Here is a 26,658-nt window from a genome sequence, read left to right on the forward strand (position 1 = left end):
CCGAGCCGCTGCCCCATTCCCCGAAAGTCTTTTTGGCGCAGCGGATTGCAGGCGACGCCTGAATCAACCAAGCAACGGCCTGAATCACCGTGCGAGGCCGCCGCTCAGTTGGGTTGCGTGCCACGCGAGAGCGGGCGCGGCACCGACTGGATGTCCACCGGCGGCGCCAGCGGCGGCGCGGGCTGCAGCACCGGATCCGGGAAACTGGCCCGCGGCGCACCGGGCAGGATCAGCGGCCCGGGCTGTGGCTGCGGTGTCGCGGCTCGTTCGGCAGCCGCGCGCTCGGCAGCCGCACGCGCCCGCTCGGCCCGCTCCTCCGCCTCGATGCGGCGGCGCATCTCCTGCTCCATCCGGGCCTGCTCGGCCCGCCGCTGCTCTTCCGCACGCCGCTCCTCGGCGAGGCGACGGGCCTCCTCGGCCCGGCGTTCCTCCTCGGCGCGCTTCTCCTCGGCCAGGCGGCGCTCCTCCTCCGCCTTCAGGAACTCGGCGAGCTTGCGCGCATTCTCGCGCATCTCGCGCTCCGCCCGCAGGCGCCGGGAATGGGCCGCCCGCTCTCGGGCATCGGCCTCGAAGGCCTCGACGCGCTCGATCTCGCGCGCCAGCGCCCGCGCCGCCACCATGTTGGAGAGCGCGTTCACATCCGTCTCGCGCCGCGGCGCGGCGAGCGGCCCGCGCCAGGCGACGCCGACCTGCGGCGCATCGGCCGGCCAGCCCTTGGGCAGCGCGCCCAGCGGCTTGAGGCCGAGGCGCAGATCGAGCATCAGCGCCCGCAGATCGACGATGCCGCTCGCCTCCGTCCGCAGGCCGCTGCGCTCGAAGGTCAGCGGCTGCAACCGCACCAGCCCGCCCGCGAGCGTGAACGGTACGGTGACGCTGCCGAGCGACCAGCCATCGCGGTCGAGCGCCTCCGACAGGCGCTGCTGCAGCCGGGCCGCATCGCTCTCCGACGCATCCTCCCCCGTCGTCGCGATGATGCGCGCATAGGCCGCGGGGTCGAAGCGGCCGAGGCGCGCCTCCGCAAAGGTCAGGGCGCCCGCGCCGCCCAGCCCGGCGATCAGCCGCGCCGGGCTCTCGCCCGAGCCGCCCGCCTCGACCTGGCCGGACACTTTGCCGCCGAGCCCACCGCCCGTCAGCGGCGCGAGATCGACGCCGTCGAGCGTCACACGGCCCGAAAGCTGCGCAAGCCCGCCCTCGCGCCGAGTGGCGAAGCGGCCGCCGACCCGGCCGCCGCCAAAGGGCGCGGTCAGATCGTCCAGCCGCAATCCATCCTGATCGGCGCGCAGGGCAAACCGCGCGTCGCGCAGGATGATGCCGTCGGCGGCCGTCACCGCGCCAGCCTCGATCGCGAGGTCGAACTCGGGCAGGCTCGCCGGTGGGCCGAAGCGCACCGTCGACCAGGTCGAAGCGCCCGACGGAGCAGCCCCCAGCGCCGCCCCCAGCAGCCCGCGCAGATCGATCGAAGGCAGGGCGAGACGGCCGGTCAGCCGACCGCCCTCGCGCGCCAGCGCGAGCGTGCCCCTCGCCGTCGCGCCGGCCAGGTTGAACACCGCCGCGTCGAGCGTGACCGCGTCCGGCCTGAAGGCGAGGCGGGCATGGGCGTCCACGAGCCCGTCGGGCAGGAAGCGCGCGGCTCCCTCGGGCAGGATCTGGCCCGGCCCCTCGGCCTGGAGCGTCAGCCGCGAGGCGGCCGAACCGTCCTGCTCCAGGACGATCGACAGACCGGGACCGGCGAGCGTCGCGACGAGGCGGGCGGCATCCTGCTCCAGCACCAGTTCGCCCGGGCCGGTCTGGCGCGGCGCCGGCAGCCCGAACGCCTGGAAGGCCTGGCGGCGGTCGGCGAGATCGAAGCGCAGCCGGGCGCCGGTCCAGCGGCCGCCTGCGTCGAGCCGCCCGGTCAGGGAGAGCCGCCCGGCCTGCGCCGCACCGTCGAGGACGAGGCCGGTCTCGCCGCTCGGCGCCCGGGTCAGGCGAAAGCCCGCATCGAGCCGCGACAGCCCGTCGCCGACACGGCCGAGCACCGGCCGTGCCGCCTCGGGGACAAGCGGACCGGCCAGGGCCGCGAGCGTCTCGAAGCGCGGCGCCCGGATGCGGCCCGCAATCTCGCCCCCCTCCGCCAGCAGCGCGCCAGACCCCGCGACATTGACGCCGCCGAATCCGTCGATCGCCAGGCGGCTGAGGCGCCAGACGGCGCCCTCCCGGCGCAGGTCGAGACTGGCCGAGCCCGGCGGCGCGTTGCGGAAGCGAGCCTGCGTCAGGCTGAGGTCGAGCGCGAGATCGCGCGTGCCGATCAGCCCGGCGAAGCTCGTCCCCGGTGGCAGCGTGTTGAGGTCGAACCCGTTCAGCACCGCCTTCGCGGCCAGCCGTTGGGGCGTGACGTCGCCCGAGAGGTCGAGCCGGACGCCGGAGGAGCCCGTCACCATGAGCCGCTGCAGGCCGACGCGCCCGCCATCCCAGGCACCGATCGCCTCGGCGTCGATCTGGCCGAGCGCCGCGACGAGATCGGCCAGCGCCGGGTCGAGCCCGGCCCGGGCGAGGACGAGCGCGATCCGTCGCGAATCATCGGCCTTGAGGTTGAGCCGCCCGGCCACGCCGTCGAGATCGGCCGCCCCGCTCGCCCCCAGCAGGGCGCCCGCGACGCGGACCGAAGCGGTCGCCTCCGACAGGCCATTGCCGTCCAGCCGGCCGCGCAGGCCGAGGGCGGAGAAATCCTCACCCCGCCAGATCAGCTGGTCGAGGTCGAGCGACAGGTCGAGACGTCCCGGCAGCGTCTGCAGCACGCGCTCGAAGCCCGGCCGTGCAGCCAGCGCCTCCGCCAGGGCATCCGCATCCAGCCGCCGCGCCCGCAGGGCGAGCGAGCCCGTCCCTGTCGCCGGGAGGAACTGCCCCTCGCCTTCCAGCCGCGCCGCACCACCGGCGATATCGATGGCCAGGCCGGCGACATCGAGCTGGCGAGCGCCGCCCGTGACCCTGCCGGACAGCGCCAAGGCGCCCCCCGGGGACAGCGTGAAGGCCCCGTCAAGACCCGGAGTCGTCCCGGACGCCGGCAGGATGAAGCTGCCGTCGAAGGTCAGCTGGATGTCCTGCCCCGTCACGAAGGCCTTGGCCCGCAACCTGCCGTCGGGCTCCATCGCGCCGGTGGTGAGGCGCACGGACGCTCCAGCCGCCTCACCTTCGATCCGCCAGGGGCCCGCCAGCGTCACCGCCGAGATGTCCGCGGCGATCGGCCCGATGCTCAGGGGCTCGCGGCCCGCCTCGCGCCAGATCAGCACCGAACGGCCGACGGAGAGGCGATCGAGACTGGTCTGTGTCGGCAGGCCCGAACCGGTGCGGGCCGGCAGGCGCAGCGCGCCGCCCTCGTCGAGCGCCACGACCACCGTCGCGCCCTCGGCCCGCGCATCCGCGATGCGGAACTCGCCGCGCATCAGCGCCGACAGGGCGAGCTCGACAGTCAGCGTCTCGACCGCCGCGCGGCTCGCCTGCGCGTCGTCGTCCCCGAAACGGACGTCCTGGAGCGTCAGCCGCGGCGAGGGCAGCAGTTGCAGGCCGATGGCGCCGCCGATCCGCGTTTCGACGCCGAGCGCGCTCGCCAGCCGCTCCTCGAAATGCGGCCGGTAGCCACGCCAGTCGACGAAGCCAGGCCCCACCAGCGCGGCGAGCAGCGCCAGCACCAGCAGGCCGGCCAGAACTGTCAGGGTCTCACGCAACGTCCGGCATTGTCCTCGTCGTGGGGAAAAGCACAGCGATCATGCAGGCGGGGATCATGCAGGCAAGTCGCGGCGAGATCACGACAATTCGACTGATCCCCTGCGTTTCTCGCAGCCCCGCCCCATGGCGGGACCTCACATCAGGACGATCTTGCCGGGGTTGAGGATGTTGCGGGGATCGAGCGCGCGCTTGAGCGAACGCATGACCTCCAGCGCGGGCGCGCCGTGCTCGGCCTCGAGATACTTGATCTTCTTCTGGCCAACGCCATGCTCGCCGGTGCAGGTGCCGCCCATGGCCAGCGCGCGCTTGACCAGCCGGTCGAGGAAGCCCTGGACCCGCGCGACCTCGTCGGGATCGGCCAGGTCGAGCAGCGGCTGCGTGTGGAAGTTGCCGTCGCCGACATGCCCGGCGATCGGCGCGATCAGCCCGGTCGCCTCGATGTCGCGCTTGGTCTCCTCGACGCAGTCCGCGAGCTGCGAGATCGGCACGCAGACATCGGTCGCCAGCGTGTCGGCACCCGGCCGCAGCGCCCGGCCGGCCCAGTAGCCGTTGTGACGGGCTTCCCAGAGCCGGGTCCGGTCCTCGGCCTTGGTCGCCCAGTCGAAGGGGCCGCCGCAGAAGTCCGTCGCGATCTCGCCGAAGCGTTCCGACTGCTCCTTCACCCAGGCCTCGGTGCCGTGGAACTCGACGAAGAGCATCGGCGTCTCCGGCAGGCCGAGCTTGGAATGCAGGTTGAACCCCTTGATCATGACCTCGTCGAGCAGCTCGATGCGCGCCACCGGAATGCCGGTCTGGATCGTCATGATGGCGGTGTCGCAGGCCGCCTTGATCGACGGGAACGGGCAGACGCCCGCGGCGATCGCCTCGGGGATGCCGTGCAGCTTCAGCGTGATCTCGGTGATGATGCCGAGCGTGCCTTCGGAACCGACCAGCAGGCGGGTCAGGTCATAGCCGGCCGAGGTCTTGCGGGCCCGCGTCGAGGTCTTGACGATCGAGCCGTCCGCCATCACCGCCGTCAGCGCCAGGACATTGTCCTTCATCGTGCCGTAGCGCACCGCATTGGTGCCCGAGGCCCGCGTCGCCGCCATGCCGCCGATCGAGGCGTCGGCGCCGGGATCGATCGGGAACATCAGCCCCATGTCGCGCAGATGCTCGTTCAGCTCCTTGCGGGTGACGCCCGCCTCGACGACGCAGTCGAGATCCTCGGCATGCACCGCGACGATGCGCTTCATCTGGCTGAGATCGACGCAGACGCCGCCATAGGGCGCGTTGACATGGCCCTCCAGCGAGGTGCCCGTGCCGAAGGCGATGACCGGCACGCCGTGCTGGGCGCACAGCGTCACGATCTCGGAGACCTCCTGCGTGTCGTGGGGATACACCACCGCATCCGGCGGCTGGTTGGGGATCCAGGTCAGCGTGTGCCCGTGCTGCTGGCGCACGGCGAGGCTGGTCACCAGCCGGTTGCCGAAGGACGCCGCCAGGGCCTGCGTCACGGCCGTAATGGCGTCCGCCGACGGCGGCAGTGTCGCCGCTCGTGCGCGTGCGGATGCTTCTTGCAGGGCGGTGGCGGGAAAGCTCATTGTCAACATCCAACTCTGGAGTTTACATTTGAAACAAGTCGGCATCGCAGCTCGTTGCGATGCCGTCAGGCATCCGGGCCGATCATCCGCACTCCCGAACCGGGACGGCGGACAGGTCCTGATGCAGTAGGATAGACGATCGCCGCAGGCAACGGGCTGCCCCGATCCTGCGCTGCCGGTGCGGCCACCATGCGCCCGCCGCGGGATCACGACGGCCAGCCATGCGCGCGGGAGAGGCGGATTTGAAGGAAGGGAGGCGGCCATGAAGCACGACATCCGCGCTCCGGCGCTGTTCTTCGCGCCCTTCGTCTCCTCGGCGATGCGGGTCGAGCCGCAATGGATCGACTATAACGGCCATCTCAACATGGCCTATTATCACGTCCTCTTCGACCGCGCGGTGGACGAGGTCTTCTCGCTCGTCGGCCTCACCCGCGATTATGTCGACAGCCGCCAGGCCTCGACCTTCACCGCCGAGTGCCACATCCTCTACAAGCGCGAGCTGACCGAGAGCGACCAGGTCCGCGTCACCGCCCAGCTCATCGCCTTCGACGACAAGCGGCTGCATTACTATCTCGAGATGCGGCACGCGACCGAAGGCTGGCTCGCCGCCACCAGCGAGAACCTCTCGCTCCATGTCGACCTGACGAGCCGCAAGGTCTGTCCCTTCCCGCCCGACATCCTCGCCAACATCGCCTTGATGAAGGCAGCCCACAGCATGATGCCCCTGCCGGCCACGATCGGCCGCATCATCGGCATGCCCGAAAAGACCGCCATCACGGTCGAGGGCATGACCGGCGAACGCGAGACCGAGACGCGGCACTGAAGCGCGACAGCCGCCGCGAGCGTTGGCGCGCCAGCCCTCAATCCGGATCGGGAATGCACAGGATCTGCCCGCAGGCCTTGCAATGCACCGCATCCGGCTCATGGCGTTGCAGGCCGCAGCGCGGGCAGGGATAGGTCACCTTCGCGGGCCGGAAGATCGCCTGTGCCAGACGCACGAACAGCGAGATGCCGATGATCATCACCGCCACCGAGGTGAGCTTGCCGGCGGTCCCCGGCAGGGTGATGTCGCCGAAGCCGGTCGTCGTCATCGTGGTCACGGTGAAATAGAAGGCGTCGACATAGCCCTCGATCCCCGGCCGCCCGGTGAAGAAGAAGCTGTAGATGAAGCCCGTGACGACGAACAGGAACGTCGTCAGATTGATCACCGCCCGCGCCGCGTCCTCCCGGTCCCGAAAGCGGGTGCGCCGCCATTGCTGCCAGATCACGCCGCGCTTCGACAGCGTCCAGAGCCGCAGGATCCGCAGAAAGCCGAAATTGTCGAGCCAGCCCGGCGCCAGCAGCGTCGCCAGAATGACGAGATCGAGCAGCATGGTCGGCTGACGCAGCAGCCGCGGGATGTTCGAGGCCGCCAGCATCCGCGTCACGATTTCCGCAGCGAGGATCGCCGCGACGGAATAGTCGATCCAGAGAAAGGCCGGCCGATCGCGGATCAGCGGTGTCGCGATGAAGAAGGCGATGATGACGATGTCGATGACCGTCGTCGCGAGCTGGAACCGCAAGGCGGCCGGCGAGCGCCCGTGATAGAGCTGCCGGAGACGGTCGCGCAGGCTGCCGGGGGCGTCGGGCGCATCGCAGGGAGGCATTCCGGTCATCGGCCGGCGCTATCACGCGCCCATCAGGGCGTCCAGCGCAGGCGTGATTGGCGAAAGCGCGCCGTCCGGTCTAGTTTGCCGGCAAGGACAAGAAAATATGGGAGCAAGCGCCATGGTCAAAGCGATCTGGAACGACACGGTCATCGCCGAGTCGGACGACACCATCATCATCGAGGGCAACCACTACTTCCCGGATTTCTCGCTGCGCGAGGACTTCATCAAGCCGAGCGACACGACCAGCGTCTGCGGCTGGAAGGGGACGGCGAACTACCACTCGCTCGTGGTGGACGGGAAGGAGAACCGCGACGCCGCCTGGTACTACGCCGATCCCAAGCCCGCCGCCGCGGAAATCCGCGGCCGCGTCGCCTTCTGGAAGGGCGTTCAGGTCGCCTGAGCTCACCTCAGGCGGCTCGCCTGAGCACCGCCAGCGCGGCGTAGCCGCCATGGAGCGAGGTCGCGCGCAACGTCGCACCGGCATCGGACGCGGCGGTCGCGAGCATCTGCGCCAGCTCCCGCCGCGGCGTGACGTGGAACAGCGCCAGCCAGCGGTTCAGCACCGCGCTGAACGGGCGCGGCAGCTCGCGCTGGTCACCGAAATCGACGATGTGCAGTTCGCCGCCCGGCGCGAGACGCCGCAGCGCCTCCTCGATCACGCCCTGCCAGGGCGGGATCATCGACAGCGCGTAGGAAATCACGATGCGGTCGAAGCCGGCCCGGCCGAACAGCGCCTGAGGATCGAAATCCGTGGCGTCAGCCTGGGCGAGCCCGATCCGGTCCGTGAGGCCGGCCCGGGCGACCGAGCGCCGCGCCGTCTCCAGCATCGCCGAGGAGACATCGAGGCCAAAGCAGGCCCGCCCGGGATAAGACCGCGCGATCCGCACAAGGTTGCGGCCGGTGCCGCAGCCGATCTCCAGCACGCTGCCGCCCTCCGGCGGCGCGAGGTCGTCGATCAGCCGGTCGCGCCCGAGCAGGTAGAACTTGCGGCTGGCGTCGTAGATGTGCCGCTGATGGCGATAGATCGCGTCCATCAGCCCGGCTGCATCGCCGGCGGGCGCGAGCGTGCTCACGCCACCGCCTCCGGCCGCACATAGAGGTGGAAGCCGCCATAGATCGCCGAGCGGTCGCGGGCACACAGCGCCCGGCTCTTGTCCTCCTCGTAGCGCCATTGCTCGAGGATCTCGGCGGGCACGCGTCCCGGCAGCAGCCGTTCGTCGGCGGCGGTGCGGAAGATCACCCGCGCGCCGGGCTTGGCGGTCCGGGTGATCTGCGTCCACAGCGCCGTCAGATCGGCGTCGCTCATCCAGTCCTGCGCGTCGAGCAGCACATAGGCGTCGCAGCTTTTGGCGGGCTGCGCTTCGAGGAAGGCCGTGATCGCGCTCTGGTGGTAGGAGACGCGGCTCGCCCGCGCCCTGACGCGCTCGAAATGCATACGCTGCAGATAGGGCGGCAGCGCCGCGTCCTCCGCGGGCTCGTAGCCGCGCCCAAAGGCCTGGCGGGCGAAATAATTGGTCTTCAGGTCGAAGCCGCAGGCCAGCCGCTCGAGCCGGTCGCGCAGCGCCCCGCGGATGCCGTCGGCACCGTCGGCGGCGAGCGCCTTGTACTGGGCCGGCGGAATGCCGAGCCCGTAGAGCGAAGCCGGCTGGCGGATCAGCCAGCGCACGAAGGACTTGTCGAAGACCGGCGCCAGATGGCGCTCGAACAGGACGCGCTGCTCGGCGAGATCGCGCGCCTCCAGCATCTTGCGCGGATCGCAGCCGAGCGCCCGCCCGAGCAGATGGCCGGCCCCGATGAAGCGGCCGAGCAGCCCGAAGCGATAGACGTTGCGGGCGAACATGCCGATGCGGCGGCGCCCGTCGAGCCCCCGGCCCTCCCAGTAGCTGCGCGAGGTCGCATCGAGATGCGGCGCGATCTCGCGCTCGTAGAAGGCGATGTTGGCGGAGGACTGCGCCTGCCCGAAGAAGCGCAGGAATTCGTCATGACGCGTCATCCGCGCCAGCGCCGCGATCTTGAGCCGGCCGAGCGCGATATGGGCCCCGTTGAGGTCGATCGCGCTGATCTTCGCCGGGTCCGCCGTCAGATAGGACAGCACGTTGCAGGAACCCGACGCGATCGCGACGACGTGGTCGTCGGGCTTCAGCGCCAGCGCCTCCATGTCGACGACCGGATCTTCCCAGATCTGGGGATAGACCAGACCCGAGAAGGCGAGCGTGAACATCCGCTCCAGCAGGCCCGCCTTGGAGAGGGGCTTGTTGCGGTGGACCGCCGTCGTCAGCCCCATGCTGGTCGTGCGCCGCACCGCACGGGCCGTCTGTGTCGCCTGATCCGTCACCGGCCCCTCGCTCGCCATCCCTCGATGGCGAGCCGACTAGTGGAGTCGCATGACGCTTGGGTGACGCCGCCAGACGCGGCGTTATTGCGCCGTGACGCCGGCCGCCTTGATCACCGGCGTCCATTTGTCGACCTCGGCGCGGACATGGGCGCCGAGCGCCGCCGAGCTCTGGCCGGCATCGTCGGGGATGATGCAGCCGAGTTCCAGCAGCCGCGTCCGCACGCCGGCATCCGCAAGCGCGGCGCGGCCGGCCGCGTTGAGGCGGTCGACGATCTCCTTCGGCGTGTCCTTGGGCGCGAAGATCGCGTTCCAGCCGACGGCCTGGAACTCGGGCAGCCCGCCCTCGGTGCTGGTCGGCACATCCTTGGCGACATCGAGGCGGTTCGGCGTCGCCACGACATAGGTCTTCAGCTGGGTGAGCTGGGGCACGATGCCCACCGTCTGGTCGCAGACATAGTCGAGTTGCTTGGCCAGCAGCGCGTTCATCGCGGGGCCGGAGCCGCGGAACGGCACCTGCTGCACCGGCGCCTTGATCAAATGGTGGAAGAACACGCAGGTCAGGTGCGAGGTCGAGCCGATGCCGCCATGGCCGTAATTGTATTTGGACGGATTGGCCTTCAGCAGCGCGACGAACTCCTGCAGCGTGTTGGCCGGGAAGTCCTTGTGCGCCGAGATCAGCATCGGCGTGCCCGCGGTGTTGATGACGGGGGCGAAATCGGTGCGCGGATCATAGGCGAGGTTCGGATAGAGCCCGACCGAGGCCGAGTGGGTGCCGAGATTGCCCATCATGATCGTGTAGCCGTCCGGCGTGGCGCGGGCGACGCGCAGCGAGCCGGTGGTGCCGCCCGCGCCGGCGACGTTCTCGACCACGATCGACTGGCCGAGCGTGCGGCTCATATGGTCGGAGACGATCCGCGCGATCACGTCGGTCGGCCCGCCCGCGGCGAAGGGCACGATCAGCGTGATCGACCGTGCGGGATAGGTTTGGGCGGCTGCGGGTGCCGCGGCCATGGCGAAAGCGGCCCCGAGGGCCAGGATCAGGCGACGCATTGTTTCCTCCGTGGGTTGATGCCGCGTTGGCCGCGGTCTGGGATGGTTGGGACGGGCCGACGGCTCACATGTGCCGCAGGCCCACGCTCTCGATCAGCGGCAGCAGTTCGTCGCGCGCGCGGATGCGGTGCCGCCGCGCAGCCTCGCGAGCGAGACCCGGAAGGCCGCGCCGGATCGCGTCGCTGGTGTCGCGATGCTCGGCCTCGGAGGCCGGCAGACGCGGCCGCAGCCGGAGCGTCAGCATGCGGGCGCGGTGCGACTGGTCGTTGACCGTCTGGATGATCCGCGCGAAGCGGCCATTGCCGCAGCCCTCGACGAGCAGCCTGTGGAACGCCTCGTCGGCATGCCCCCAGGCGGCCAGGTCGCCGGCAGCGAGAGCCTGCCCCATCTCGCTGGTGGCCCGGTCGAGATCATCGGCCAGCGCGAGGCGCGCCGCGTCCGGCAGCCGCGCCGAAAGCTCGGCCGCGCCGGCCTCGATCGCGATCAGCACCTCGTAGATCTCGGCAATGTCATGGGGAGCGAGCGCGCAGATCAGGATGCCGCGCTTGGGCAGGATGCGGACCAGCCCCTCCTCCTGCAGGCGCAGCGAAGCCTCGTGCACGGGCGTGCGGCTCATGCCGAGCCGCAGCGCCAGCTCGCCGGCCGAGGCCTGGTAGCCGGGCGGAAACACGCTCTCGCGGATCGCATGCTTCAGCGCGCCATAGGCGGCATCGACGAGGCTCGCGCCCCGTTCCCCCGCTGGCTCGACCGGTTTGCCGCGCAGCACCATCCTGTACCTCCGAGGGTTACACTAGCAGCTTCCATGGAAGCTGCAATGCAATGTTGACTCGCAGCGACTTCGCTCGCAAAGACGGTGCGGACGACAGGTTCCGAGGAGAGACGCGTCATGAAGACCCATCGCATCGCCGCTATCCCGGGGGACGGCATCGGCGTCGAGGTCATCGCCGCCGGCATCGAGGTGCTGGAAGCCCTGGCGCGCCGCGACGGCTCGTTCGGCTTCGCCTTCGATCATTTCGACTGGGGCTCGGACTACTACAAGCGCACCGGGCTGATGATGCCGACCGACGGGCGCGAGCAGATCAAGGACCATGACGCGATCTTCTTCGGCGCGGTCGGAGCGCCCGACGTGCCCGACCATGTCACGCTCTGGGGCCTGCGCCTGGCGATCTGCCAGCCCTTCGACCAATACGCCAATGTCCGCCCGACGCGGGTCCTGCCCGGCATCACCTCGCCGCTGCGCCACGTCTCCGGGCCAGAACTCGACTGGGTGATCGTGCGCGAGAACTCGGAAGGCGAATATGCCGGCGTCGGCGGCCGCGTCCACAAAGGCTTCCCCGAGGAGGTCGCGACCGACGTCTCGATGATGACGCGCACCGGCGTCGCCCGCATCATCCGCTACGCCTTCAAACTGGCGCAGGGGCGGCCGCGCAAGCTGCTCACCGTCGTCACCAAGTCGAACGCCCAGCGCCACGCCATGGTGATGTGGGACGAGATCGCCGCGGAGGTCGCCACAGAGTTCCCGAACGTGACCTGGGACAAGATGCTGGTCGACGCCATGACCATGCGCATGGTGATCAAGCCCGGTAGCCTCGACACCATCGTCGCGACCAATCTTCATGCCGACATCCTGTCGGATCTCGCCGCCGCGCTCGCCGGCTCGCTCGGCATCGCGCCGACCGCCAATCTCAACCCCGAACGCGCCTTCCCCTCGATGTTCGAGCCGATCCATGGCTCAGCCTTCGACATCGCGGGCAAGGGCATCGCCAACCCGATCGGCACCTTCTGGACGGCGACGATGATGCTCGACCATCTCGGCGAGGCCGGAGCTTCGGCCCGGCTGATGCGGGCGATCGAGCGGGTGACGGCCGACCCGGCCTTCCACACGCCCGATCTCGGCGGCAAGGCGACGACGCGGGCGGTGACGGACGCGGTCATCGCCGCGATCGCCGGCGACAACGCCTGAGCGCCAACGGCATCGTGACCCTGCCGGGCGCCCGGCGCTGCTGACAACCGGGCTCCCGCTCCCCATATCCTGCGCGAACGGATGAACCCGGAACGCGCGAAAGGGAGAGCGGGAATGGGACTGATGAGCATGTTCGGCGGCAGCCAGGCGCCCCGGGAGCCCTTCCCCTACGAACTCAGCGACGCCGAATGGCGCGCCAAGCTGACGCCGGAGCAGTACCACGTGCTGCGCGGCCATGGCACGGAGCGGCCCGGCTCCTGCGCCCTGAATTACGAGAAGCGCCCCGGCACCTTCTCCTGCGCCGGCTGCGACCAGCCGCTCTTCCGCAACCTCACCAAGTTCGAGAGCGGGACCGGCTGGCCGAGCTTCAACGAGCCGCTGGAGGGCGCCGTCGGGACCACGGAGGATCGCAAGTTCGGCATGGTCCGCACCGAGGTCCATTGCGCCAACTGCGGCGGCCATCTCGGCCATGTCTTCCCGGACGGCCCGCCCCCGACGGGCCTGCGCTACTGCATCAACGGCGTCGCGATGAACTTCGAGCCCGCGGCGTGACGGCCCAACGGGGCGCGGCCTAAACCGCGCCCTATTTCGGGATTTCGACGAAGTAGACCGCCCGGTTGGCGGGCGTGCCCGCATGCAGGCAGACCACCCGCGCGCGGCGCTTGCCCCCGGCATCCTCGACGGCGGCGAAGGCGATGTATTCGGTCGCGACCTGCTGCCCGCCGATCTTCTTGTCGAAGCGGTTCTCGATCAGGCTGTCGCCCCGCTCGATCCGCACCGATTTCAGCGTGCCGCCGTCGCGCTTCGACTCGGCCAGCGCGAAGCGCTCGCAATCGGCCAGCGGGTCGGGGGCCGTGCGCGTCTGGGCACCGGCTGCCAGCGGCGCGGCGAGCAGGACAAGGGCGGCGAGGCGCAGCAGGGGGGTCTTGGGACGGCTCATGGAATCCTCGTCTGGGCTCATGCCGACGATGCCCCAGAGGGGCCCCATCGCCAAGCCACGTCGCAACGGCTGAAAGTCGCGTTCCGAGGGCGCAATCACGACCACCTGCCCCTATATTGACCGTGAACGAATCACGCACGAGCAGCGCCGATCTTGTCAGACCACAGCATCACCTCCGCCCCCCTGCCCCGCCCCGGCGGCCTCGCCGCGCGCGCCCAGGCCGCGCCCGCGGCCGGCTATCTCGCCGGGCTGAACCCGGAGCAGCGCCAGGCGGTCGAGGCCACCGACGGCCCCGTGTTGGTGCTGGCCGGCGCCGGCACCGGCAAGACCCGCGTGCTCACCACCCGCATCGCCCATCTGATCGCAACCAACCGCGCCTTTCCCTCGCAGATCCTCTCGGTGACCTTCACCAACAAGGCCGCGCGCGAGATGAAGGAGCGCATCGGCCATCTCGTCGGCGCGGTCGCCGAGGGCATGCCGTGGCTGGGCACCTTCCACTCGATCTCCGCCAAGATCCTGCGCCGCCATGCCGAACTGCTCGATCTGCGCAGCGACTTCACCATCCTCGACACCGACGACCAGATCCGGCTGATGAAGCAGGTGATCCAGGCCGAGGGCATCGACGAGAAGCGCTGGCCGGCGCGCATGCTTTCCGGCTTCATCGATTCCTGGAAGAACCGGGGGCTCGCGCCCAAGGACGTCGCGCCGGGCGAGGCTGCCGTCTTCGCCAACGGCAAGGGCGGCAAGCTCTATGCCGCCTATCAGGACCGCTTGAAGAGCCTGAACGCGGTCGATTTTGGCGATCTGCTGCTGCACTGCCTGACGCTGTTTCGTGAGCATGCCGACGTGCTCGCCACTTACCACGAGCGCTTCCGCTACATCCTCGTCGACGAGTATCAGGACACCAACACGGCGCAGTATCTCTGGCTGCGCCTGCTGGCCCAGGGCCGCCGCAACATCGCCTGCGTCGGTGACGACGACCAGTCGATCTATGGCTGGCGCGGCGCCGAGGTCGACAACATCCTGCGCTTCGAGCACGATTTTCCGGGCGCCACCGTGATCCGGCTGGAGCGCAACTACCGCTCGACCGGGCATATCCTCGCCACCGCCTCGAAGCTGATCGCCCGCAACGAGACGCGGCTGGGCAAGACCCTGCGCACCGAGGACGAACTCGGCGAGAAGGTCACCATCACAGGCGCCTGGGACAGCCAGGAAGAGGCGCGGCTGATCACCGACGAGATCGAGGCGATGCAGCTCAAGGGCGACAATCTCGCCGAGATCGCCGTGCTGGTGCGCATCTCCGCGCAGATGCGCGAGCTGGAGGAGCGCTTCGTCCAGACCGGCGTGCCCTATCGCGTCATCGGCGGCCCGCGCTTCTACGAGCGCGCCGAGATCCGGGACGCCATGGCCTATCTACGCTGCGTCGTCTCGCCCACCGACGACCTCGCCTTCGAGCGCATCGTCAACCAGCCCAAGCGCGGCCTGGGCGACGCCACGATCCAGATCCTGCACAACCACGCCCGCGCCACCGGCTTCTCGCTGCTGCAATCGGCCCGCGCCATCGTCGAGAGCGACGAGCTGAAGCCCAAGGCGCGCACGAGCCTGCGCGAGTTGGTCGAGGCCTTCGGCCGCTGGTCGAAGCGCGCCGAGCACATGCCCCAGGGCGAACTCGCCGAGCTCGTGCTGGAGGAGAGCGGCTACACCGAGATGTGGCAGAAGGACCGCTCGGCCGACGCCGCCGGCCGGCTCGAAAACCTGAAGGAGCTGGTGCGCTCGCTCGACGAGTTCCCCGACCTGCCGGCCTTCCTCGAACACGTCTCCCTGGTGATGGACGCCGACAATGGCGACGTCACCGAGCGCGTCTCGATCATGACGCTGCACGGCGCCAAGGGGCTGGAATTCGACACCGTCTTCCTACCCGGCTGGGAGGAAGGGCTGTTCCCCAACCAGCGCGCGCTCGACGAGAGCGGCCGCGCCGGGCTGGAGGAGGAGCGCCGCCTCGCCCATGTCGGCCTGACCCGCGCCCGCAAGCGGCTTAAGCTCTACTTCGCCTCGAACCGCCGCATCCACGGGCTCTGGCAGTCGAGCCTGCCCTCGCGCTTCATCGACGAACTGCCCGAGGAGCATGTCGAGGTCGTCCAGGCGGCGTCGAACTACTCGCAGGGCGGCTATGGCGCCTCGCGCTTCGACCGGATGGAAAGCTTCGGCTCCTCCTACAACACGCCCGGCTGGCAGCGCGCCCAGGAGAACAAGACCAGGGGAAGCGGCTTCTCCGAAAACGGCGCCAATTTCGGCCAGAGCGGCTTCGGCAACACCCGCCAGCGCGGCCCCCTCCTGATCGAGGGCGAACTCACCGCCAAATCCTCAGGCTCCTCGGCCTATGGCGAAGGCGCCCGCGTCTTCCACGTCAAATTCGGCCCCGGCTCGGTGGCATCGGTCGACGGCAACAAACTGACGGTCGATTTCGACAAGGCCGGGCGGAAGATGGTGCTTGACTCGTTCGTACAATCAACATCCTGAAGCTTCTGGATCAGTTTTTTATACCGCGCAGCGAATGTCTATAATTTTCAGTCGGTTAGCGTCCAAAGGAACGCGAAACAGCGAATCAATTCAAGAACGACCAATATCAACGATTTAAAAAAGCATGTATTTACAGCACGTTAGAAGAATTCCGTGGACACGCCCGCTCGTTTTGAGCGAAGCAATACAAATGCATATAAATAGTTGGGTGCTTCTCCGTTAACCCGAGGCACCCATGCTCAACAATAGCAGCGACATCATTCGCCGCCTCGAACGCGAAGGCTGGCGGTGCGTGCGCACTACGGGCTCGCACCACGTCTTTAAAAAGCCGGGCGTCCGTGACATCATCACTGTGCCGCATCCGAAGAAGAATTTCGGTCCCGGCCTCGTGTTGACGATCTACAAGCAGGCAGGCTGGCCCCGCGACTGACATGACCCACTACGTCGCCATCATCGAGGACGCGGGCCCCGATTTCGCCGTCGGCGTCTGGTTTCCTGATCTTCCCGGCTGCTTCTCGGCTGGAGACACGCTCGACGAGGCCCTGGCCAACGCGCCCGAAGCCGTCGCGCTCTGGTTTGATGATATCGAGGAAGAAGGCCGTAGCGTTCCGCGCGCCCGCACCCCGAGCGAACTCAAGGCCGATCCCGAGATCGCGGCTGAGATGGCGAAATACGTGATCGCCCTGATCCCGGCTCCGGATGTGGCGCTGCAACCCGCCGCGGAATGACAAGCCAGCCCGCGCCTGCTATCCCGCGCCCATGCGTGAAGGTCTTCTGCCATCGACGGTCGCGACCGTCCTCGAACTCTCGACCAGCGGCGAGAAGGCGCGCGCGCTGACCGAGCTGCTCGGCGAGGTTTTCGACCCCACCGAAACCGCGATCTCGGCCTTCGAGATCGAGACCGGCGTCACCACGCTGTCGCTCAACGCGCCCTGGAAGGTCGAGATCTATTTCGCGGTTCATCCCGACGAGGAGGCCGTGCGCGACATGCTGCGACCGATCGTCGGCGACGTCATCGACACCACGGCCTTTGAAACCGTGAACCAGCAGGACTGGGTCGCCGCGAGCCTCGACGGGCTGAAACCCGTCCGCGCCGGTCGCATCCTCGTCCATGGCGCGCATGACCGCGACGCCGTGCGGATCAACGATGTCGGCATCGAGATCCCCGCAGCGCTCGCCTTCGGCACGGGCCATCACGGCACCACGGCCGGCTGCCTGCTCGCGCTCGACGCCGAACTGAAGCGCCGCCGCCCGCGACACGCCATCGATGTCGGCACCGGCACCGGCATTCTGGCGCTGGCGCTCGCCAAGCAGATCAAGCGCAAGGTCGTCGCCGGCGATATCGACGCCATCGCGGTCGAGGTCGCCGCCCATAACGCCCGCGTCAACCACGCCCCGCACGCGCTCGATCTCTATGTCGCGCCGGGCCTGCGCCACGCCAAGGCGAACCGGCCGCGCCATTTCGACCTCGTCTTCGCCAATATCCTGGCCGGCCCGCTGAAGCGCCTCGCGCCCTCGATCGCGCGGGTGCTGTCGGATGACGGCACGGTCATCCTCTCGGGCCTGCTCGCGATGGACGTCGCCGGCGTCGTCTCGACCTACCGCCACCAGGGGCTCTATCTCGCCCGCCAGTCGCTGCGCGAAGGCTGGGCGACGCTGGTCATGAAAAAAGGTGGCGCAGCCCCGAGGCCACGCCACCTTCGATAATCCGGAAAGCTATTCAGGCGCCGCCGCAAGGGACGGCGTGATCCTTCGCTAGGCCGAGGCGAATGGCGCGCCGCGCGAGAACCGGAGCGGAGCGGACATGAAGTCCGTGAGCACCGGAAGCGCAGCGCGGTGCGTCAGGCGCCCGGCCTAGTAGAAGGAGCGTCCGTCCCGCTCAGAAGCCGATATGGCCGTACTTGGCTTCCGCCTCCGCCTGCATGGAGCGGGCGTCGTGCCAGACGGCGGAGGCGAACTTCACGGCGTCGACGATGCTCTCGTAGACATGCTTGATGATGGCGATCATGGTTTGCGTCCTTGAAAGGCGCCGGGTGACCGGCGCAGAAATCGGGAAGGCTCCGGCGCGTCAGGCGCCGGACGGGGCGCGGCTCACCGGTTGAACGGCAGGGCCTCGTCGGTCGCCAGCGAGGTGGCGGACACGCCGCCGAGCATCAGGCCGGCCTCGTTGATGCGGAAGCTGTGGGCACGCAGTTCGCGCAGGGCGGAGCGGCGGCGGCTCTCGATCATCGCGGCGTAGAAACGCTGCCAGAAGCCGGGACCTTCCGAGGCCGCCGCGGTCTTCTTGACCTCGGTGGCGGGCAGGACGGCGGTGTTGTTCAGCACATAGGTCATAGGGATCCATCTCCTCAATCGAAACGAAGGACAGTCCCGGTCGCTTCCTCGTTCTCTTATGCGACCAAAGTGGTACGTCTTCGCACTTGCGAAAAGGGGATTTCGCAGATGCGAGATATGCACGCAGCGCATGCGCGCCGCAGGTTTTCATTAACGATTGACGAATTCGCATAACGAAGTGGCAGACGCCTGCTTTTGCGGCGCCTTCGTTCAAGCACAGACGCGGGCCGCAACCCGGCATTTCGACTCGCCATCGCGACCGGCAGCCGCGACGATGGCGCACAGCCCAACCGGACCCGCCCGATGCCCGAATCGCCTGCCGCCCTCCCCGCCTGCCGTTTCCAGAGCTTCTCCGAGCCGACCGATCCCGCCCAGGTCGCGCCGCGCATCGCGGCGCTGCGGCAGGAACTCGCCAGGCAGGGGCTCGCCGGCTTCATCGTGCCGCGTGCCGACGAGCACCAGGGCGAATACGTCCCCGCCCATATGGCCCGCCTCGCCTGGCTGACCGGTTTCACCGGCTCTGCCGGCAACGCCGTCATCCTCGCCGACCGGGCGGCGCTGATCGTCGACGGCCGCTACACCATTCAGTCCCAGGAGCAGACCGACGCCGCCATCGTCACGCCGACGCGGATGGAGGAAACGCCGCTCGACCGCTGGATCGAGCAGAACCTGCCGGCCGGTGGGCGGCTCGGCTACGATCCCTGGCTGCACACGGTCGACGGCGTCGCCAAACTGGAAAAGGCGGCGGCCTCAGCCGGCGGTACGCTTGTCGCGGTGGCGCAGAACCCGGTCGATGCGATCTGGCGCGACAGGCCGGCGCCCCCCGCCGCGCCCGTGAAGGCCCATCGCGGCGACTTCGCCGGAGAGGACGCAGCCAGCAAGCTCGCCCGCATCCAGGAGGCGCTGACCAAGGCGAAGGTCGATGCGCTCGTCGTCTCGGACCCGCACGCGCTCGCCTGGACCTTCAACATCCGTGGCGGCGATGTCGAGCACACGCCGCTGCCGCTGGGCTATGCCATCGTGCCGCGCGAGGGCCGTCCCACCGTCTTCCTGGCGCCGGAGAAGATCACAAACGAGGCCGGAGACGCGATCGGCGCGGTCGGCGAGATCGCGCCGCCGGCCGCCCTGACGACGCAACTCAAGGCGCTGGGCGCAGCCAGAGCAAAAGTCAGGCTCGACGCGACGACGGCCGCCTCGGCTCTCGCCAGCCTGATCCGCGAATCCGGCGGCACGCCGGATGCGGGCACGGACCCGATCGCGCTGATGAAGGCCCGCAAGAACGAGGCGGAGCTCGCCGGTGCCCGCGCCGCCCATCTGCGCGATGGCGCGGCCATGGTGCGCTTCCTCTCCTGGCTGGCGCGCGAGGCGCCCAAGGGCGGGCTGACCGAGATCGACGCGGTCGCGGCGCTCGAGGCCGAGCGGCTGAAGACCGGCCTGCTCAGGGACGTCTCCTTCACCACCATCGCCGGCGCCGGCCCCAATGCGGCGCTACCGCATTACCGCGTCACGGAGGCGAGCAACCGGCTCATCGAGCCCGGCATCCTGCTGGTCGATTCCGGCGGCCAGTACGAGGACGGCACCACCGACATTACCCGCACCATGGCGATCGGCGAGCCCAGCGCCGAGATGCGCGACCGCTACACCCGCGTGCTCAAGGGCCATATCGCGATCTCGCGCGCGCTTTTCGTCAAGGGCACCTCGGGCGCCCAGCTCGATGCGCTGGCGCGGCTGCCGCTCTGGCAGGCAGGGTTCGATTTCGACCATGGCACCGGCCATGGCGTCGGCAGCTATCTCTCGGTGCATGAGGGGCCGCAGCGGATTTCCAAGCTCGGCACCACGCCGCTGGAGCCCGGCATGATCCTCTCCAACGAGCCCGGCTACTACAAGGAGGGCCATTACGGCATCCGTATCGAGAACCTGATCGTGGTCGAGGAGCGCGTCATCCCGGGCGGCGAGCGCACCATCTACGGCTTCGAGACCATCACCTGGTGCCCCTATGAGCGCGCGCTGATCGACCGCGCCTTGCTGGACGCCGGCGAGATCGCCTGGCTCGACGCCTATCACGCGCAGGTCTGGAGCCAGCTGGCGGGGCTGGTCGAGGGCGAGGCGAAGGCATGGCTGGAGAAGGCCTGCCTTCCGTTATGAGAGAATGTCGATATTGACACAACCTTAGGTAGCATTATCGTCCCTGCCATTCTCGAGCGGGGGCGACCATGACCAGGCATTTCCTATCGATCGCATGCGGACTTCTGGCGGCCGGCTGCGCGACTTCGCCGCAACCGGATCTCCCAGGAGGAACAGGCGGGCGCGAACTTCGACCCGCCCGCGTGGGCATCAATGTCGGCTCGCTCTATTTCGCCCGCGAGAGGGCGACCGAGGACCGGTCCCGCCCGGTCAACCTGGAGCGTCTCTGCGAGGTCAGTCTGGAGCGCTATGCGGTGCTGCCGGTCGATGCCAGACAGTCGGACGTCGATCTGAGTTTCAAGCTCGAGGCCAGCGGCGCTGTCAGCGGCATCAAGAACATCTTCGTCAATCTCGGCCTCAGCGGCGATTTCAGCGATCATTTCGAATACAAGCTGACCAATGTCGTCGACCGCAGCATCAGCTATCAGGAGGCCCAGACTCTCTTCGACGACCGGGCCTTCAAACGCGATTGCAGCCATTGGCGCAAAAATATCTCGCGCGAGAACTGGGCCCGCTACCAGATCCTGTCGATCAAGACCGGCGACATCGTGCTGCGGCAGAAGACGGAAACCGGCGTCTCCGCCGACATCAAGGCCAAGATCGCCGTCGCGGAGCCTCAGCTCAAGGCCGCCCTCTCGCGCAGCTACAACCTGGCGGTGAGTGGCCAGGGCATGGTGATCGCGGTCAACCCGATCATCCGCGAGTAGGTCAGCCGAACAGGATGGGGTCTGGCCATTGCTTCCCGTCCGTCGCGATCCCTGATGCGTTCGATCGCTCAGGATGGGTTGGGCGCTGGCGATGAGGGCAGCCGCGTCGGCTCGATGGCGCCATGCAAAAAATGAATGGACGATCCCGCATCAGGCGATGGTCGCGCTCCTGTCACATGGCAAAGACTATGCATCGGCGCCCAACAGGAGGTGCCGGATGCAAGACCTGCCACACGACGCTCGCATCTTTCTCGTCGCATTCGCCGTTGGGGCGACATCCCTGTGGTGCTGGCTCGGCGGCATGATCTGACGCAGGCCGCGTCAGGCCAGCGCCCGCAACGCCACCACCGCCGAGACGCCGACCGCCACGACGCCGAGCAGCGGCAGGCGCGTGGCGGCGAGCGCGGCCAGCAGCGCGGCGACCGTCTCCGGCCAGCCGGTGGCAAGCGCGCTCGGCGCGATGACGGCGACGAGCACGGCCGGCGGGATTGCATCGAAAGCCGCCTGGGCGCGCGGCGAGAGCTGGAGCCGTCCGGCGAGCGCGAGCCCGGCGAGGCGCGTCGCATAGGTCGCGATCGCCATGCCCAGGATGGCGAGCAGATTGTGCGGGTCGAGGGTCATGGGCGAGCCTCGGGTGCGGGCTCGGCCTCCCCGGCCGAGCCGGCCGAACCCGCCGCGAACCAGGCGGCGGCGAGCCCGCAGAGCGAACCCGCCAGCACATGCCAGGGCGGCCCGAACAGCCGGTAGGTCAGCGCCGAGGCGAGCCCCGCGGCGGCAACCGTCCAGAACGTCACCCGCCCCTTCCAGAAGGCGGCGACCAGCGCGATGAACAGCGCGGTGAAGGCGAAATCGGCCCCGAAGCGGCGCGGATCGCCCAGCGCGGCGCCGATCACCGCGCCGAGCGTCGAGGTCGCGACCCAGCAGGTCACGAAAGGCACCACCATCCCGAACCAGTAGGCCGGCGTCAGAGCGTGGGTGCGCGCCCGCTTCTCGGCCAGCGCCCAGTTCTCGTCGGCCATGAAATAGAGCCCGAGCGCCGTCTGCCCGCGCGAGAAGCCCGCGAGCTTCGGCACCAGCGAGGCGCTCATCAGCACATGGCGGGCATTGATCAGCAGCGTCGAGAACACGATCGCGCCGATGGGCGCCGGCGTCGCCCAGAGTTCGACCGCCGCGAACTGCGCCCCGCCGGCGAAGACCAATGCGCCCATCACCAGCGTCTCCAGCGGAGACAGGCCCTTCCCGGCGGCCAGCGCGCCGAGCAGAAGGCCGATCGGCACGGCCGCCAGCATGGCCGGCCAGATGTCACTGAGGCCCCGCCGGGCATCGTCGCGCAAGGTGGACATCGTGATGGTGCCTTCAGGAGAGATGGGCGGCGCGGAAGGCGCCCGGCGTCACGCCGAGCCGTGCCTTGAAGGCGCGGGTGAGATGCGCCTGGTCGCTGAACCCCGTGGCGGCGGCCACCGCAACCGGTGCCTCCCCGCGACGCAGGCGGTCCCGCGCGCGTCGCACCCGCACATCGACCAGGAAGGCATGCGGCGTCAGCCCGGTCTCAGCCCGGAAGGCGCGGATCAGATGGTGACGCGGCAGGCCGACCGCGGCGCCGATCTCGGCGAGCGAGAGGTCCTCGTCATGCCGGGCCTCTATCAGCGCTCGCGCCCGGTCGACCGGGCCGGGCTCGCGCCCGACGGAGCGCGGGCCGAGATCGGCATGGCGCACCAGCATCGCGGCAAAGGCCCGCAGCAACGCCTCCTCGCCCGCAAGCGCATCCGGGCCCTCCTCCAGCAGGCGATGGGCGGCGGCAAACAGCGCCGCGCCGTCGGGATCATGCACGACCGGCTCGCGGAAGAAGGGCGTCCCGGGGCTCTCGCGCCCGGTCAGCGACAGGGCCAATTCGCGCATCAGGTCTAGGCCGGGATAGCTCATCCGGTAGCGATAGCCGCCCTCGCTCGGCGCCCCGTCATGGACATCGAGCGGCTGGTTCATCACGAGATCGCCGGGCCCGGCATAGAGCCTCCGGCCGCGCGCATGCCAGATTTCGCAGCCGCTCAGGATCGTCCCGATCGCATAGGTGTCATGGGCATGGGGCGCATAGGCATGGGTACGGAAGGTCGCCGCCAGGAACTCCAGCCCGTCGAAGCGGCGGGCGGCGAAGAGATGCGCGCGCTCTCCCGCCCTCAGCGGCGTCTCGGCCAGCGCCTGTTCCTGCGTGATCAGATCCATGGCGCGAGGTTAAACCCGATCGCGCCGGGAGCGTCTTGAAGAAAAGTGATCGGGCGCATCAGCCTGGGCGATTGGCCGGACGGGCCGATGGCGAAGGCCTCAGCCCCCGACGAGATCGAACCAGCCGGCCTCGTCGATCACCTCGACGCCGTGCTTCTGCGCATCCTTCAGCTTCGAGCCCGCGCCGGGTCCCGCCACCAGCAGGTCGGTCTTGGAGGACACCGAGCCCGCCACCTTGGCCCCGAGGCGTTCCGCCATCGCCTTGGCCTCGTCGCGGGTCATGCGCTCGAGCGCGCCGGTGAAGACCACGATCTTGCCGGCGACGGGGCTGGCCGACGCCACCGCCTCCAGCGGCTGCGGCGTCACCTGCGCGAGCAGCCGGTCGAGCAGTTCCTCGTTGTGCGGCTCGCCGAAGAAGTCGGTCAGCGCCTCGACCACGGTCGGCCCGACGCCATCGATCGCGTCGAGTTCCTGCCGCTCGGGCGAGGCCGGGTCGGCCGCCGCCAGCCCCGCCGCCCGCAGGGCCTCGAAGGAGCCGTAATGGCGCGCCAGCAGGCGGGCATTGGTTTCGCCGATATGGCGGATGCCGAGCCCGAAGATGAAGCGGTTGAGCGGGGGCGTCCGGCGCTCCTCGATCGCGGCGAAGAGCTTGGCGACGCTCTGCGCGCCGAAACCTTCCTTGTCCTTCAGCTTCTTGAGATTGGCGGCGTCGCGCGCGGCGAGCGTGAAGATGTCGGCCGGCTCCTTCACCGGCAGGTCGGGATCGCCATGGAAGAACTCGATCTGCTTGTCGCCGAGCCCGTCGATGTCGAGTGCATCGCGCGCGACGAAATGCTTCAGCCGCTCGACCGCCTGGGCCGGGCAGATCAGCCCGCCGGTGCAGCGGCGCACCGCATCCTCCTTGCCAGATCGCGGATTGATCTCCCGCGTCGCATGGCTGCCGCAGGCGGGGCAGAGCGTCGGAAAGGCGTAAGGAGCTGCATCCGCCGGCCGCTTCGACAGATCGACCGCCGCCACCCGCGGGATGACGTCGCCGGCGCGCTTGACCGTGACAGTGTCGCCGACGCGGATGTCGGGCGGCTCGCCATCGCGGATGCGCTCGCCCTTGGAATCGTAGCCGCGGATGTAATCCTCATTGTGCAGCGTCGCATTGGTGACGACGACGCCGCCGACCGTCACCGGGCGCAGGCGCGCCACGGGCGAGAGCGCACCGGTGCGCCCGACCTGAATCTCGATCGCCTCCAGCACCGTGGTCGCGAGTTCCGCCGGGAATTTATGCGCGATCGCCCAGCGCGGCGCCCGCGAGACGAAGCCGAGCCGCGCCTGAAGCGCGAGTTCGTCGACCTTGTAGACGACGCCGTCGATGTCGTAGCCGAGCGTGGCGCGCTGGCTCTCGATCAGCCGGTAATGCGCGATCAGCGCCTCGACGGTCTCGCAGCGCGCCATCAGCGGATTGGTGCGGAAGCCCCAGCGGCCGAACGCCTCGACGACGCCCGATTGGGTGGGCGCCGGCAGCTCCGGCATCTCGCCCCAGGCATAAGCGAAGAAGCGCAGCGGCCGCGAGGCGGTGATCGTGGCGTCGAGCTGGCGCAGCGAGCCCGCCGCCGCATTGCGCGGATTGGCGAATTCGGGAAGCCCCTTCTCGCGCTGGCGCTCGTTGATCCCCGCGAAATCGGCATGGCCCAGATAGACCTCGCCGCGCACCTCGGCGATATCCGGCACACCGGGACCGGCGAGCGTCTGCGGGATCTCGGCGATGGTACGGGCGTTGACCGTGACGTCCTCGCCCTCCTCGCCATCGCCGCGCGTCGCGGCATGGACGAGCGCGCCCTTCTCATAGCGCAGCGAGAGCGACAGCCCGTCGATCTTGGGCTCGGCGGTGAAGGCGATGGGGTCCTCGTCCTTGCGGCCGAGGAAGCGGTGCACCCGCTGGACAAACTCGGCCACCGCCTCGTCGGTGAAGGCGTTGTCGAGCGAGAGCATCGGCACGCGGTGGCGGATCTTGGCGAATTTGCCCGACGCCTTGGCGCCGACTGTGGTGCTGGCCGACGAGGCCGCCTTCAGCGCCGGAAACGCCGCCTCGATCGCCACCAGCCGGCGCCGCAGCGCGTCATAGGCCGCGTCGTCCATCTCCGGCGCGTCGTTCTGGTGATAGGCGATGTCGGCCGCCTCCACCGCCTCGGCCAGCCGTTTATGCTCGGCCCGGGCCTGGCGGGAGGTCAGTTGCTCGACGGGGATGTCTTCGGGCTCACTCATGCGCCCTCATTAGGCGAGAATCCGGCGTCGTGGGAAGTCAGGAGGGCTGTCCTTCATCCCGCATTCGTGTTCGCACCGCCTGCGACAGGGCTGACCATTTCGGCTATCCTGCCATCGCTGGGAATTGGAAGCTCGACGCCTTCAGGCCGTTGACCCAAGGATCGCGTCAAAGGGCTGCAAGGCGAACCGGGCCGCAACCGGGAGACACGCCATGGCCAATCTCGACGTCCATCTGCACAGCGTTCCGCGCGAGGATGCGCCCGCCCTGCCGCGCGTCAACACCATCACCACCGCCGACCTGCGCGACGCGCTGAGGCTGGGCTGGGAGGATTTCAAGGCGCAACCGAGCCACCTCGCCTTCGTCGCCCTGATGTATCCCATCATCGGCGTGCTGCTGGCGCAGGCGACGGTGAGCTTCAACGTCTTTCCGCTGCTCTTCCCGCTGCTCGGCGGCTTCGCCCTGCTCGGGCCCTTCGCGGCGATCGCACTCTACGAGATCAGCCGGCGGCGCGAGCGCCAGCTCGATTCGGGCTGGGAACACGCCTTCGCGCTGCTGCGCTCACCGGCGATCGGCCAGATCCTGCTTCTGGGCGCGATGCTGACCGGGCTCTTTCTCGCCTGGCTGGCCTGTGCCTGGTTCATCTACCAGGGCCTGCTCGGCCTGCCTGCGGATGTCTCGACGCTGGACTTCCTGCGCGCCGTCTTCACCACCGGCGACGGTTGGACGATGATCGTCGTCGGCAACGCGGTCGGGCTGCTCTTCGCGATCGTCGCCTTCTCGATCTCGGTGGTGTCCTTCCCGCACATCATCGACCGGCGGATCGACGTCGCGACCGCAGTGCGCACCTCGATCGCCGCGGTCGAGCGCAACCCGCGCGTGATGATGATTTGGGGGCTGATGGTGAGCGGGCTGCTCGTGCTCGGCTGTCTGCCGCTGCTCGTCGGCCTGATCGTGGTCATGCCCGTGCTCGGCCATGCGAGCTGGCATCTCTACCGCAAGGTCGTGGACGGCTGACAGCCGGCCTCGCCTGACGCTGCGATCGCGAGGCTTCACGCGAAAGCGGGAACATTCGCACGAAGACGCGGTTCACTCCCCATCATCGACCTGGCGGAGGGCGCAAGGCCCTGCCGCCGAACCGGGGGCAGTTCCGTGAACAGCATCATCTACATCATCGGCCTGATCGTCGTCGTCCTGGCCATCCTGTCCTTCCTCGG

The 26,658-nt window shown here is 69.1% G+C and carries 25 protein-coding genes; 11 read left to right on the forward strand and 14 right to left on the reverse strand.

The features are described 5' to 3' along the window. Positions 1 to 104: 104 nt before the first annotated feature. Positions 105 to 3,704, reverse strand: coding sequence for an AsmA family protein (locus BSY19_RS20900; protein ID WP_069055823.1), 3,600 nt, complete (start codon positions 3,702 to 3,704; stop codon positions 105 to 107). Between the two features lie 135 nt (positions 3,705 to 3,839). After that, on the reverse strand, positions 3,840 to 5,285 hold the full coding sequence (locus BSY19_RS20905; protein WP_083247746.1) for an FAD-binding oxidoreductase: 1,446 nt from the start codon (positions 5,283 to 5,285) through the stop codon (positions 3,840 to 3,842). A 262-nt stretch (positions 5,286 to 5,547) separates the two neighbouring features. On the opposite strand from BSY19_RS20905, the gene BSY19_RS20910 reads away from it, so the two are divergent. Beyond that, on the forward strand, positions 5,548 to 6,108 hold the full coding sequence (locus BSY19_RS20910) for a thioesterase family protein (protein ID WP_069055824.1): 561 nt from the start codon (positions 5,548 to 5,550) through the stop codon (positions 6,106 to 6,108). A gap of 37 nt (positions 6,109 to 6,145) precedes the next feature. On the opposite strand, the gene BSY19_RS20915 is transcribed toward BSY19_RS20910, so the two are convergent. Beyond that, positions 6,146 to 6,940, reverse strand: a complete 795-nt coding sequence (locus tag BSY19_RS20915) for an ion channel (protein ID WP_069055825.1) — start codon at positions 6,938 to 6,940, stop codon at positions 6,146 to 6,148. 112 nt (positions 6,941 to 7,052) lie between these two features. Between BSY19_RS20915 and BSY19_RS20920 the strand changes: the two genes are divergently transcribed. Further along, positions 7,053 to 7,334: a DUF427 domain-containing protein gene (locus BSY19_RS20920; RefSeq protein ID WP_069055826.1), complete on the forward strand. Its 282-nt coding sequence runs from the start codon at positions 7,053 to 7,055 to the stop codon at positions 7,332 to 7,334. 7 nt (positions 7,335 to 7,341) lie between these two features. Here the strand turns inward: BSY19_RS20920 and BSY19_RS20925 are convergent, their stop codons facing one another. The 4 genes from BSY19_RS20925 to BSY19_RS20940 all read right to left on the reverse strand — a co-directional run bounded on the left by BSY19_RS20925 (position 7,342) and on the right by BSY19_RS20940 (position 11,088). Continuing rightward, positions 7,342 to 7,968, reverse strand: coding sequence for a class I SAM-dependent methyltransferase (locus tag BSY19_RS20925; protein WP_069057284.1), 627 nt, complete (start codon positions 7,966 to 7,968; stop codon positions 7,342 to 7,344). A gap of 35 nt (positions 7,969 to 8,003) precedes the next feature. Continuing rightward, on the reverse strand, positions 8,004 to 9,218 hold the full coding sequence (locus tag BSY19_RS20930) for a BtaA family protein (RefSeq protein ID WP_069057285.1): 1,215 nt from the start codon (positions 9,216 to 9,218) through the stop codon (positions 8,004 to 8,006). Between the two features lie 132 nt (positions 9,219 to 9,350). Continuing rightward, the gene (locus BSY19_RS20935; protein ID WP_069055827.1) at positions 9,351 to 10,319 is read right to left on the reverse strand and encodes a tripartite tricarboxylate transporter substrate-binding protein; all 969 of its coding nucleotides are present in this window, start codon (positions 10,317 to 10,319) and stop codon (positions 9,351 to 9,353) included. Between the two features lie 64 nt (positions 10,320 to 10,383). Then, positions 10,384 to 11,088: a GntR family transcriptional regulator gene (locus BSY19_RS20940; RefSeq protein WP_069055828.1), complete on the reverse strand. Its 705-nt coding sequence runs from the start codon at positions 11,086 to 11,088 to the stop codon at positions 10,384 to 10,386. A 117-nt stretch (positions 11,089 to 11,205) separates the two neighbouring features. Here BSY19_RS20940 and BSY19_RS20945 point away from each other — a divergent pair, with 117 nt between their 5' ends. After that, complete coding sequence (locus tag BSY19_RS20945; protein WP_069055829.1) at positions 11,206 to 12,282, forward strand: tartrate dehydrogenase; 1,077 nt, start codon at positions 11,206 to 11,208, stop codon at positions 12,280 to 12,282. A 123-nt stretch (positions 12,283 to 12,405) separates the two neighbouring features. Continuing rightward, complete coding sequence (gene msrB, locus BSY19_RS20950; protein WP_236840594.1) at positions 12,406 to 12,834, forward strand: peptide-methionine (R)-S-oxide reductase MsrB; 429 nt, start codon at positions 12,406 to 12,408, stop codon at positions 12,832 to 12,834. A gap of 31 nt (positions 12,835 to 12,865) precedes the next feature. Here the strand turns inward: msrB and BSY19_RS20955 are convergent, their stop codons facing one another. Further along, positions 12,866 to 13,222, reverse strand: a complete 357-nt coding sequence (locus BSY19_RS20955; protein WP_150129682.1) for a hypothetical protein — start codon at positions 13,220 to 13,222, stop codon at positions 12,866 to 12,868. A 153-nt stretch (positions 13,223 to 13,375) separates the two neighbouring features. On the opposite strand from BSY19_RS20955, the gene BSY19_RS20960 reads away from it, so the two are divergent. From BSY19_RS20960 to BSY19_RS20975, 4 genes are all read left to right on the forward strand, one after another. Next, complete coding sequence (locus tag BSY19_RS20960; protein WP_236840418.1) at positions 13,376 to 15,742, forward strand: ATP-dependent helicase; 2,367 nt, start codon at positions 13,376 to 13,378, stop codon at positions 15,740 to 15,742. A 235-nt stretch (positions 15,743 to 15,977) separates the two neighbouring features. Then, positions 15,978 to 16,172 carry a type II toxin-antitoxin system HicA family toxin gene (locus tag BSY19_RS20965; RefSeq protein WP_069055831.1) on the forward strand — a complete coding sequence of 65 codons (195 nt, stop codon included), beginning with the start codon at positions 15,978 to 15,980 and terminating at the stop codon, positions 16,170 to 16,172. Between the two features lies 1 nt (position 16,173). Next, positions 16,174 to 16,470: a type II toxin-antitoxin system HicB family antitoxin gene (locus BSY19_RS20970; RefSeq protein WP_069055832.1), complete on the forward strand. Its 297-nt coding sequence runs from the start codon at positions 16,174 to 16,176 to the stop codon at positions 16,468 to 16,470. A 31-nt stretch (positions 16,471 to 16,501) separates the two neighbouring features. Continuing rightward, positions 16,502 to 17,449, forward strand: a complete 948-nt coding sequence (locus BSY19_RS20975) for a 50S ribosomal protein L11 methyltransferase (protein ID WP_069057288.1) — start codon at positions 16,502 to 16,504, stop codon at positions 17,447 to 17,449. 172 nt (positions 17,450 to 17,621) lie between these two features. Here the strand turns inward: BSY19_RS20975 and BSY19_RS28525 are convergent, their stop codons facing one another. Next, positions 17,622 to 17,750, reverse strand: coding sequence for a hypothetical protein (locus BSY19_RS28525; RefSeq protein ID WP_257785728.1), 129 nt, complete (start codon positions 17,748 to 17,750; stop codon positions 17,622 to 17,624). Between the two features lie 83 nt (positions 17,751 to 17,833). Then, entirely contained in the window at positions 17,834 to 18,076 is a 243-nt protein-coding gene (locus tag BSY19_RS20980) for a hypothetical protein (RefSeq protein ID WP_069055833.1), read from the reverse strand. 303 nt (positions 18,077 to 18,379) lie between these two features. Between BSY19_RS20980 and BSY19_RS20985 the strand changes: the two genes are divergently transcribed. Both BSY19_RS20985 and BSY19_RS20990 read left to right on the forward strand, forming a co-directional pair. Further along, complete coding sequence (locus tag BSY19_RS20985) at positions 18,380 to 20,221, forward strand: aminopeptidase P family protein (protein WP_069055834.1); 1,842 nt, start codon at positions 18,380 to 18,382, stop codon at positions 20,219 to 20,221. Positions 20,222 to 20,403: 182 nt separating this feature from the next. Continuing rightward, positions 20,404 to 20,967, forward strand: coding sequence for a hypothetical protein (locus BSY19_RS20990; protein ID WP_069055835.1), 564 nt, complete (start codon positions 20,404 to 20,406; stop codon positions 20,965 to 20,967). 321 nt (positions 20,968 to 21,288) lie between these two features. Here BSY19_RS20990 and BSY19_RS20995 read toward each other — a convergent pair whose 3' ends face one another. From BSY19_RS20995 to ligA, 4 genes are all read right to left on the reverse strand, one after another. Beyond that, positions 21,289 to 21,588 (reverse strand): AzlD family protein, encoded by a 300-nt coding sequence (locus tag BSY19_RS20995; protein WP_069055836.1) that lies wholly within the window; start codon positions 21,586 to 21,588, stop codon positions 21,289 to 21,291. Further along, positions 21,585 to 22,310, reverse strand: coding sequence for an AzlC family ABC transporter permease (locus BSY19_RS21000; RefSeq protein ID WP_069055837.1), 726 nt, complete (start codon positions 22,308 to 22,310; stop codon positions 21,585 to 21,587). The genes BSY19_RS20995 and BSY19_RS21000 overlap by 4 nt, the downstream gene beginning before the upstream one ends. Before the next feature lie 13 nt (positions 22,311 to 22,323). Continuing rightward, the gene (locus BSY19_RS21005) at positions 22,324 to 23,187 is read right to left on the reverse strand and encodes an AraC family transcriptional regulator (RefSeq protein ID WP_069055838.1); all 864 of its coding nucleotides are present in this window, start codon (positions 23,185 to 23,187) and stop codon (positions 22,324 to 22,326) included. A gap of 99 nt (positions 23,188 to 23,286) precedes the next feature. Beyond that, on the reverse strand, positions 23,287 to 25,443 hold the full coding sequence (ligA, locus tag BSY19_RS21010) for an NAD-dependent DNA ligase LigA (RefSeq protein WP_069055839.1): 2,157 nt from the start codon (positions 25,441 to 25,443) through the stop codon (positions 23,287 to 23,289). 211 nt (positions 25,444 to 25,654) lie between these two features. Between ligA and BSY19_RS21015 the strand changes: the two genes are divergently transcribed. Next, on the forward strand, positions 25,655 to 26,458 hold the full coding sequence (locus tag BSY19_RS21015; RefSeq protein WP_069055840.1) for a DUF2189 domain-containing protein: 804 nt from the start codon (positions 25,655 to 25,657) through the stop codon (positions 26,456 to 26,458). Positions 26,459 to 26,658: the final 200 nt, after the last annotated feature.

The sequence above is a fragment of the Bosea sp. RAC05 genome (assembly GCF_001713455.1).
GTDB lineage: Bacteria > Pseudomonadota > Alphaproteobacteria > Rhizobiales > Beijerinckiaceae > Allobosea.

Bases quoted from the DNA above. Each gene is read 5' to 3' on its own strand.
- BSY19_RS20905 (WP_083247746.1), bottom strand. From the start codon at position 5,285: ATGAGCTTTCCCGCCACCGCCCTGCAAGAAGCATCCGCACGCGCACGA.
- BSY19_RS20910 (WP_069055824.1), top strand. From the start codon at position 5,548: ATGAAGCACGACATCCGCGCTCCGGCGCTGTTCTTCGCGCCCTTCGTC.
- BSY19_RS20915 (WP_069055825.1), bottom strand. From the start codon at position 6,940: ATGACCGGAATGCCTCCCTGCGATGCGCCCGACGCCCCCGGCAGCCTG.
- BSY19_RS20920 (WP_069055826.1), top strand. From the start codon at position 7,053: ATGGTCAAAGCGATCTGGAACGACACGGTCATCGCCGAGTCGGACGAC.
- BSY19_RS20925 (WP_069057284.1), bottom strand. From the start codon at position 7,968: ATGGACGCGATCTATCGCCATCAGCGGCACATCTACGACGCCAGCCGC.
- BSY19_RS20930 (WP_069057285.1), bottom strand. From the start codon at position 9,218: ATGGGGCTGACGACGGCGGTCCACCGCAACAAGCCCCTCTCCAAGGCG.
- BSY19_RS20935 (WP_069055827.1), bottom strand. From the start codon at position 10,319: ATGCGTCGCCTGATCCTGGCCCTCGGGGCCGCTTTCGCCATGGCCGCG.
- BSY19_RS20940 (WP_069055828.1), bottom strand. From the start codon at position 11,088: ATGGTGCTGCGCGGCAAACCGGTCGAGCCAGCGGGGGAACGGGGCGCG.
- BSY19_RS20945 (WP_069055829.1), top strand. From the start codon at position 11,206: ATGAAGACCCATCGCATCGCCGCTATCCCGGGGGACGGCATCGGCGTC.
- msrB (WP_236840594.1), top strand. From the start codon at position 12,406: ATGAGCATGTTCGGCGGCAGCCAGGCGCCCCGGGAGCCCTTCCCCTAC.
- BSY19_RS20955 (WP_150129682.1), bottom strand. From the start codon at position 13,222: ATGAGCCGTCCCAAGACCCCCCTGCTGCGCCTCGCCGCCCTTGTCCTG.
- BSY19_RS20965 (WP_069055831.1), top strand. From the start codon at position 15,978: ATGCTCAACAATAGCAGCGACATCATTCGCCGCCTCGAACGCGAAGGC.
- BSY19_RS20970 (WP_069055832.1), top strand. From the start codon at position 16,174: ATGACCCACTACGTCGCCATCATCGAGGACGCGGGCCCCGATTTCGCC.
- BSY19_RS20975 (WP_069057288.1), top strand. From the start codon at position 16,502: ATGCGTGAAGGTCTTCTGCCATCGACGGTCGCGACCGTCCTCGAACTC.
- BSY19_RS28525 (WP_257785728.1), bottom strand. From the start codon at position 17,750: ATGATCGCCATCATCAAGCATGTCTACGAGAGCATCGTCGACGCCGTG.
- BSY19_RS20980 (WP_069055833.1), bottom strand. From the start codon at position 18,076: ATGACCTATGTGCTGAACAACACCGCCGTCCTGCCCGCCACCGAGGTC.
- BSY19_RS20985 (WP_069055834.1), top strand. From the start codon at position 18,380: ATGCCCGAATCGCCTGCCGCCCTCCCCGCCTGCCGTTTCCAGAGCTTC.
- BSY19_RS20995 (WP_069055836.1), bottom strand. From the start codon at position 21,588: ATGACCCTCGACCCGCACAATCTGCTCGCCATCCTGGGCATGGCGATC.
- BSY19_RS21000 (WP_069055837.1), bottom strand. From the start codon at position 22,310: ATGTCCACCTTGCGCGACGATGCCCGGCGGGGCCTCAGTGACATCTGG.
- BSY19_RS21005 (WP_069055838.1), bottom strand. From the start codon at position 23,187: ATGGATCTGATCACGCAGGAACAGGCGCTGGCCGAGACGCCGCTGAGG.
- ligA (WP_069055839.1), bottom strand. From the start codon at position 25,443: ATGAGTGAGCCCGAAGACATCCCCGTCGAGCAACTGACCTCCCGCCAG.
- BSY19_RS21015 (WP_069055840.1), top strand. From the start codon at position 25,655: ATGGCCAATCTCGACGTCCATCTGCACAGCGTTCCGCGCGAGGATGCG.